6 protein-coding genes are annotated in these 8,259 nt (G+C 39.9%); 3 read left to right on the top strand and 3 right to left on the bottom strand.

The genetic code is table 11. The features are described 5' to 3' along the window. Positions 1-61: 61 nt before the first annotated feature. From V7147_RS06370 to namA, 3 genes are all read left to right on the top strand, one after another. Positions 62-1,201, top strand: coding sequence for a CAP domain-containing protein (locus tag V7147_RS06370; protein ID WP_335367019.1), 1,140 nt, complete (start codon positions 62-64; stop codon positions 1,199-1,201). 57 nt (positions 1,202-1,258) lie between these two features. After that, entirely contained in the window at positions 1,259-2,071 is an 813-nt protein-coding gene (locus V7147_RS06375; protein WP_335367020.1) for a hypothetical protein, read from the top strand. A 119-nt stretch (positions 2,072-2,190) separates the two neighbouring features. Continuing rightward, positions 2,191-3,210, top strand: coding sequence for an NADPH dehydrogenase NamA (gene namA / locus V7147_RS06380; RefSeq protein WP_335367021.1), 1,020 nt, complete (start codon positions 2,191-2,193; stop codon positions 3,208-3,210). Between the two features lie 36 nt (positions 3,211-3,246). On the opposite strand, the gene V7147_RS06385 is transcribed toward namA, so the two are convergent. The 3 genes from V7147_RS06385 to rnz all read right to left on the bottom strand — a co-directional run. Then, positions 3,247-6,450 carry a DEAD/DEAH box helicase gene (locus V7147_RS06385; protein WP_335367022.1) on the bottom strand — a complete coding sequence of 1,068 codons (3,204 nt, stop codon included), beginning with the start codon at positions 6,448-6,450 and terminating at the stop codon, positions 3,247-3,249. Positions 6,451-6,636: 186 nt separating this feature from the next. Next, a complete protein-coding gene (nfsA, locus tag V7147_RS06390) occupies positions 6,637-7,386 on the bottom strand; it encodes an oxygen-insensitive NADPH nitroreductase (protein ID WP_335367023.1) in 750 nt (249 codons plus the stop codon). Between the two features lie 18 nt (positions 7,387-7,404). Beyond that, positions 7,405-8,259 (bottom strand): ribonuclease Z (gene rnz, locus V7147_RS06395; RefSeq protein ID WP_335367024.1); only part of this gene is annotated, 855 nt, incomplete at its 5' end.

Raw genomic sequence — 8,259 nt, forward strand, 5'->3', positions numbered from 1 at the left:
GCTTTATTTAGCAGAAGTTAAAGACTTCTGCTAAATAAAGCTAAGGGATTGGAGGTTACGTATGAGGAGAATCCTATTATTTTTATCCTTTTTATTTTTCTTATATGCCGGGTGGACAGTACTGGATAAACTCGCTGCAAAATCTGATAATCAATCAGTTTTCGATACTATTACATCAGAGGTCGACCGAGTTTCTGAATCTGAGGGATTCGCAACCATTAAATCCAAACTAAATGACGGCATTGACTATATCGCTACATTACTGAAAGGCTTGGAAGAAAAAGCACCCGAAAATTCAATTATTGACCGGGAAGAAATCGAAAAGCCAGAACTAAATATACCAAGTGAACAGGCCTTTTCGATACACAATATCGAGCTTGGCGAGAGTAAACAAAGTGTAGATACGAAGCTTGGTGCTGCGGAACGTACATCATTAAATGAATATGGAACGAACTGGTATACGTATCATGAAAACTACCATAATTTTATGATGGTTGCTTATGACTCCCGTGATACTGTTGTCGGCTTATACACAAATCAAGACCTCATTTCATCAACGAAAGGAATCAAACGCGGAACACCAAAACAGGATGCTCTTAATCTACTTGGTGACCCTATGACTCGAATCCAAAAAGGATTTGTTTATTATGAATTACAGAAGGATCGGGACTATGATGTCTTCCACATCGATAACACCTATGTCACCCTGTTTTACGATAAACACGAAAACAATACGGTGACTTCCATTCAAATCGTGTCAGAAGCGCTCGAACAAGATAGAGCGGATTTTTATACGAATGCAAGCGACCAGTTAAAGGAAGGCTTCGAATATCAATTATTTGATCTTACGAATGCGTCAAGAGTCAATCATGGCTTAGGGGTTTTAACTTGGGATGACCACGTGAAGGAAACAGCACGAAAGCATAGTATAGACATGGCTGAAAACAATTATTTCAGTCATACAAATTTACAAGGCCAGTCCCCTTTTGACCGGATGCTTGACGACGAAGTTTTATTTACGATTGCTGGGGAAAATCTCGCCTATGGACAGTTCAGCAGTATCTTTGCCCACGAAGGCTTGATGAACTCAATGGGACATCGTGAAAATATTTTAAAAAAAGAATATAAGTTTTTAGGGGTTGGAGTTGCTTTTAATACGGAATCGCATCCTTATTATACGGAGAACTTTTATACAAAATAAGACAGTTTTACCTATATACCTCACAATTTTTGGTTATCCTACCAAAGAGGTGATTTTGTGAAACTGGTACGATTTTTACTATTATTAGGCCTTCTCATCGGCTTTCACAGTGTGACTCTTGCCCAGCAAAACGATGTTGAGTACGGTCCCTTTACAATTGTTCAAAAGGAGTATATTGATTTAGACGGTGATGGAAATAAGGATATCATTGAGTTATATGCGAGAAAAAATCAATACAATCTTGCGAATGAGTGGTCTTTAAAAATCAATGGCGAGCAATTAGGTACGTACCACAATAAACAGGATTTGTACCAATTGGCTGACATGAAGTTTGCTGACGTCCTTCAAAATGGAAAACAGGATATACTGCTATATTTTCATTCTGTAGGAAGTGGTGGCATCACCGGGCTAACAGTCCTTAGCTATACAGGTGAAAGAGTAGAGGAAATTTTAAAGGATCCCAATACAACAGGCTGGTTTGATGAGGCAAAAAAGCGCTTTTCGATGAAATACATTGGTGATTATCAAATCGAATTTATTGATAAGCAGACCGACTTAGAAACGGTCATTCCGTTATCAGAGGATCGCTACAGGGATTTTCCTGATAAGAAAGAATTAAAGAAACGCTTGGATGCGATCGAAACATGGGTTGACCCAGCATCAGGCTATCGTTTTGATAAATTAACGAAAATGAAACCTCAGGAAATTGTGGCAATTCGAGCTGTTTTAGGAATTGCTCATTACGATGTGATTGCGTATTTCGAAACACGATATGTTTTTGATAATCAAATCCAAAAATACGTGCCGGCTAAAGTGGCACTCATTAGTACAGAAACAGGTAAGAAATTAGCTGAAAAACCATATAAATAAACAAAAGCATCGACAACGGAGGTCGATGCTTCATTGTTTAGTAGGCATAATCGATGAATTCAAGGTTACAAATTGATATACTATTTAGGGAAACGAAATACATAGGAGGCTGAAACTTTATGGAATCCGCATTATTTTCACCATATACAATCAAAAATGTCACATTAAAAAATAGAATTGTTATGGCACCAATGTGCATGTATTCCAGTCATAATCAGGATGGAATGCTGCAGGATTGGCATTATACCCATTATGTAAGCCGCGCAGTTGGTCAGGTTGGGCTGATCATGGTGGAGGCTACCGCTGTCACACCACAAGGAAGAATCTCTCCACTGGATTTAGGAATATGGAGTGATGAGCATATTCCGGGCCTCAAAAAACTTGTTGATATGATCAAAGCACAGGGCTCAAAAACAGCTATCCAAATCGCCCACGCAGGCCGAAAAGCAACTGTTGACGGAGATATTGTTGCCCCTTCGGCGATAGCATTTAATGAAAGATATAAAACCCCAAAGGAATTATCCATTCATGAAATTAATGAAACAATCGAGGCATTCAAAGCTGGAGCACGACGAGCAAAAGAAGCAGGCTTTGATATGATTGAAATCCACGGGGCGCACGGATATTTAATTAATGAGTTTTTATCTCCACTCTCCAATAAGCGTGAGGATGAGTATGGCGGTAGTAGCGAAAACCGCTACCGTTTCCTTCAAGAAGTCATTAAAGCCGTTAAAGAAGTATGGGATGGTCCTTTAATTGTTCGTGTATCAGCAAATGATTATACAGATGGTGGCTTGACTCCTACCGATTATGTAGATTATGCAAAATATATGAAATCCCAAGGTGTTGACCTAATCGATGTCAGTTCAGGTGCTGTCGTACCGGCAAAAATTGACGCATACCCTGGGTATCAGGTTGGTTTTGCGGATAAAATTCGTAATGAGGCAAATATCCCTACCGGGGCAGTAGGTTTAATCACAAAAGCGGTTCAAGCTGAGGAAATTTTAAAAAACAACCGTGCTGATTTAATCTTTATCGCACGGGAATTATTACGTGACCCATACTGGCCACGAACAGCAGCAAAAGAATTAGGTATCTCAATCGAAAGCCCGAAACAATATGATCGCGGTTGGCTTTAAAACAAAGGCACTCTCCCTTGTGGAAAGTGCCTTTGCCTATATACTAAGAAGCTCTCGTATATCCTCTTCCGTTAGCGTTGTTTTTTCCTCAGAATCGATTAGGTCTGAAATTAGGTCACGCTTCTTTTCTTGTAGCTCATTCATTTTTTCTTCAATGGTTCCGCGGGCAAAAAGCTTGATCACCTGGACAACCTTTTTCTGGCCAATCCGATGAGCACGGTCTGCCGCTTGTTCTTCAACTGCTGGATTCCACCATAGGTCATATAAAATAACCGTATCAGCACCCGTTAAATTAAGCCCTGTTCCACCGGCTTTCAGCGAAATTAAAAATAATTCCCGCTCCCCCGCATTATAGCGTTGGCATAGTTCCACACGCTCAGCTGTAGGTGTTTGTCCGTCTAAGTAAAAGAATGTGTGTCCCCGATTCGTAAGTTCCCTTCCAATCAACTCAAGCATTTTCGTAAATTGTGAGAAAATCAAAACTCTCCTTCCAGATAATTTAGATTCCTCCATGATTTGTAGAAGCTGCTCAAATTTCGCGGAACTCCCCTTATAGCCGTCAACAAATAAAGCCGGATGACAGCAAATTTGCCGCAAACGCGTTAACCCTGCCAGAATTCGAATTCGATTTTTTCGAATCGTAGCCTTATCAAGATGCTTTAATGTATCGTGTCTTAGTTTTGCCAAATAGGCAGCATAAAGTTTCTTTTGTTCAGGTAGAAGCTCCGATGATTCAAGGATCTCAATTTTTTCTGGTAGCTCAGCCAATACATCCTCTTTTACGCGGCGAAGCAAAAATGGTCGAACCCTTCTTGCAATGTCCTTTCTTGTCAGATGACTATATTCCTTTAAGCCCTTAAAGAGCTGCGGAAAGACAACATGGTAAATCGACCAAAGCTCCTCGATTGAATTTTCAACCGGAGTTCCAGTTAGTCCAAAACGATGGTCTGCTTTTATTCTTTTGACAGCCCTTGCTGTTTGGGTCACTGGATTTTTAAAAGCTTGCGCCTCATCAAAGAAAACGGTATGGAAGTTTAAAGTCTCGTACCATTTTATATCACGTCTTAATAACGGATAGGACGTGATGAGCACATCCATACCCTCACTCTCTTTTTGGAGCTCTTTTCGTTCCGCTTTATTCCCATCAATCACAATCGCTTGAAGGTCGGGAGCAAATTTCATTAATTCATGAAGCCAGTTATAGGTTAACGATGAAGGACAAACAATAAGTGTAGGCTGCTTTCTTTCTCTAATATTGGAAACTTCGGAAACAATAAATGCAATGCTCTGCACCGTTTTTCCAAGCCCCATGTCATCGGCAAGAACACCGCCAAACCCGTAACTCGCTAACGTCTTCATCCATTTAAAGCCTAGCTTCTGATAATCTCGTAAAATGGGTTCTAAATGCTGTGGTACCTCAATACCTAAATCATTAGGGTTTCGAATGGAGTCAAGAAACTGACGGAATGATTCTTCTGCAGTGAAAATCCCACTATCATCAATTGAATCTAATAAAGGTAGAGCCTCAATCATCGGCATGTTTAAGGTTGCTTCAAAATTATCATCTTGGATTGGAACAGCTTGCAAAAACCGCTGTATCTCCTCCATCTCTCTCGTTTCGAGGGAAAGCAGCGAGCCATTTTTCAGCCGATAATACTTTCGTTTTTCCTCAAGGGCACCCAATATTTCTCGAATCTCCTGGTCAGCAATCCCCTTCATTTCAAACTTGAATTCCAGCCAGTTGGTGCGTTCCTTTTTGATCTTCACCCTTATTTTCGGATGTTCATTTTTCGGAACAATGCGATTCCGTATGGCCGTTGTCGCATAAATTTGGCAGAGTGGCTGTAGCTTTGGAACGATATGATGTAAAAACTCATACTCAAGTTCCTCATTATGCATATAATATCCGCCTTCAGTTTTTGAAAGGCCACTCTCATCCATGATTTGTAGAATTTCGTCCTCTTTTTCCACATCCCTGATGACCATTGGACCTGTAGGGAGATCCCGATTCTCCAATGGTTGGATGATGATATTTTCATAGTGAAATTCTAGTCCTGCAAGCAGCTTATGTCTCAGACGATCCAAATATAGCTTAGCAACAAGAGGTGTTTTCATAAATTCCTTGGATATCGCATGAGACATATGGACAACGCCGATTTTTTTCAGGCTTGGTACTATTTTCTTAAGGAAAAAATGGGCATGCTCCTTTGGAATCGGAATATGATTTGCACCGGGACTTGCGAGCATCTGCTTTAGCTCCAATAATCGGTCACAATCCTCTTCCTCGATTTGGTAAAGAAGTCCATCACTAAGTACCGTGTGGTAGGATTTTAACACACTCATTCGATTGAACCCTTGAATCGTTAACTGATAGTCGCCATCCTCCCCTTCTTCAAATGAAAAATGAAGTGGTGGTGGATCTTGAACGATTTGAAGCCCCTCATAGGAATGACCATTGTTTAAAAGAAAAACGGATGGACATTTTGATAACAAAGGAATAAGCATTCCCCAGGAAGACGGTGGAATCAGTAGTACTTCTCGAGAAACGTTATTTTCAGGATGACCAAAGATCATATCTAGAAAAACCTTCTCATCTTCGGTTCCTTTAACTAATTGGTGAAGAAGAGCGTCCGCTTCTTGTAAAAAGCAATGCTGATTTGGATCATATGTAAAATGAGGAGAAATTTTACTTCGCTTTCCTTGTTTTAAATCCTGAAGAAAGTCACGAATATCAAGTACTCTTTTCTGTTCAATCTCCATTTCCACCCCAAATAAGGTTTGTTCATTTGAAACCTTAACGGGTTTACAGGTAAATCGAACATCTAGCACTTCCCTTTTTTCAAAATGAAGCTGGTGACCGCTTGAACGCGTTGGTCGATCTAAAAAAAGCGTCATGAAATCATTTGTAAGGTCTGCGGTTTGGGATGTAATGGATTCATTGAAGTCTAATTGTTCTTGATTTTGCTGTTCATGAATTGCGATTAATACTGCCGCAATATGCTGACAATCCTTATCGAAATTCGCAAGCGACGGACAACTACATGAAGCCTGTAGCTTTCCATTTGGATTTTTTTCAATCCTAACATGAAAATCCTCCGTACCGTTAACTTTGGCTTTGCATGTATCAGGTCCGTATTCCGTAATTGTCACCTTATTTGTTCGATAAAAAGCGTCCCCTCTTTTGAAGGAGACGGTACCACACATTTCTTTGATCATTTTTTGAGTAATTTTAATATCCATGGGTTCCGCTCCTTTCTTCTTAGAGGATGTTCAAAAACTCGTCCGAAAATGACACATCGAGTTTCTGCGTTGGCTTGCTTCTCCGTTCCTCACGTATTAACTGCATACGCTCCGGTACTCAAAGCTACGCCGCCTTGAAATTCTCGGTCCTTTTCACCCTCCTTTTTGAACTCTCATTTTTTGGGGTTACTGTTGATTAAATCCTTGTTTTTTTACAAAATCCTTCATATACATACGTTTTGGAGTTTCAAGCATATTTGCCATCTGACCCGTCCATGTATCTGAGCGTTTTCCATTTGTACGTTGTGTATAATAATCTGAAATGGTTTGATTGTAATTTGCTAACCCTTGTTTAAATTCGCCTTCATTTTCCTGATATTCATCCTCATGATAAATATGCTCAAATGGAAGTCGTGGCTTTTTATCAGGCATTTGTGTCGGGTAGCCTACAGCAATTCCGAAAAGTGGAATCACAAATGTAGGGATATTTAAAATTTTACAAACCTCGTCTAGATTATTTCGTAACCCACCAATATAGCATGCACCTAAGCCCATTGATTCTGCAGCAAGTACAGCATTTTGTGCAGCCAAGGCGGCGTCAATTGTCGTAACCATAAACTTCTCCGTACTCTCCAAAGAGGTTGATAAATCCTTTTCCTCTATTTCGCTAATTACTTGGTGACGATGAAGATCTCCACAAAATACGAAGAAATGCCCATTTTCGGCAACATAGGCTTGATTCCCAGCAATCTCAGCAAGCTTTTGCTTTTTAGTTGGATCCTTAACCCCAATAATCGAATAAGCCTGGATAAAGCTAGAAGTGGATGCTGCTTGTGCACATTCAACAATCGTACGGATTTGTTCGTCTGTTAATAATTTCTCTTCAAATTTACGAATCGAACGATGATTCATAATCGTTTCAATAACTGAATTCATTGGTACCCTCCAGGTAATTCATTCATTTTGGCTTAATTTGATTTCGAACTTCAAGAAATCTTTTGCCATATATGTATTTTGAAATTTTTGTTTTGCTTCTTCAAGGAGTTTCAGGCTTTCATCCCCCTGATACCTCGAACTAATATGGGTCAAAATCAAATTTTTTACCCCGGCTTGTTCTGCAACATCAGCTGCTTGTGTAGTCGTTGAGTGAAAATAATCATGAGCTAAATCTGCTTCATTTGAACTAAAAGTTGCTTCATGAATGAGAAGATCTGCATCCTTTGCAAGTTCAATCCTTTCCTTAACGTAACGAGTATCACCTAAAATCGTCACAATCCGTCCCTTTTTAGGCGGGCCAATATATTCTTCACCATTTATTTTACGTCCATCCTCAAGAATGACCGTTTGTCCTTCTTTAATTTTTTGATAAATGGGACCTGGCTTGATTCCTGCGGTTGAAAGCTTGTCTACCAGCAATGTTCCAGGCAGGTCTTTTTCAACGATACGATACCCGTAGGATTGAATCCCGTGCTCTAGTTCTTTTGCAGTGACACAAAATTGATCATCCTCAAACACCACCCCTTCTTCGATTTCAACCACTTCAAGCGGATATCGAATATGGGTCGTACTTACTGTTAATGAAGTTTCAATAAAGGCTTTAATACCTTTAGGTCCATAGACGGTTAATAAGGATTCTCCCCCTTGAAAGGAGCGACTTCCTAAAAAGCCAGGCAAACCAAAAATATGGTCGCCATGTAAATGGGAAATAAAAATCTTTTCTATTTTCCCTGGTTTTATTGATGTATATAAAATTTGATGCTGCGTTGCCTCCCCACAATCAAACAACCAAGAGGCTCTGCGCTCATCAAG

The sequence above is a fragment of the Bacillus sp. JJ1521 genome (assembly GCF_036965165.1).
GTDB lineage: Bacteria > Bacillota > Bacilli > Bacillales > Bacillaceae_L > Ferdinandcohnia.

Excerpts from the sequence above, each read along its gene's own strand:
- V7147_RS06370 (WP_335367019.1), top strand. The coding sequence starts at position 62 with ATGAGGAGAATCCTATTATTTTTATCCTTTTTATTTTTCTTATATGCC.
- namA (WP_335367021.1), top strand. The coding sequence starts at position 2,191 with ATGGAATCCGCATTATTTTCACCATATACAATCAAAAATGTCACATTA.
- V7147_RS06385 (WP_335367022.1), bottom strand. The coding sequence starts at position 6,450 with ATGGATATTAAAATTACTCAAAAAATGATCAAAGAAATGTGTGGTACC.
- nfsA (WP_335367023.1), bottom strand. The coding sequence starts at position 7,386 with ATGAATTCAGTTATTGAAACGATTATGAATCATCGTTCGATTCGTAAA.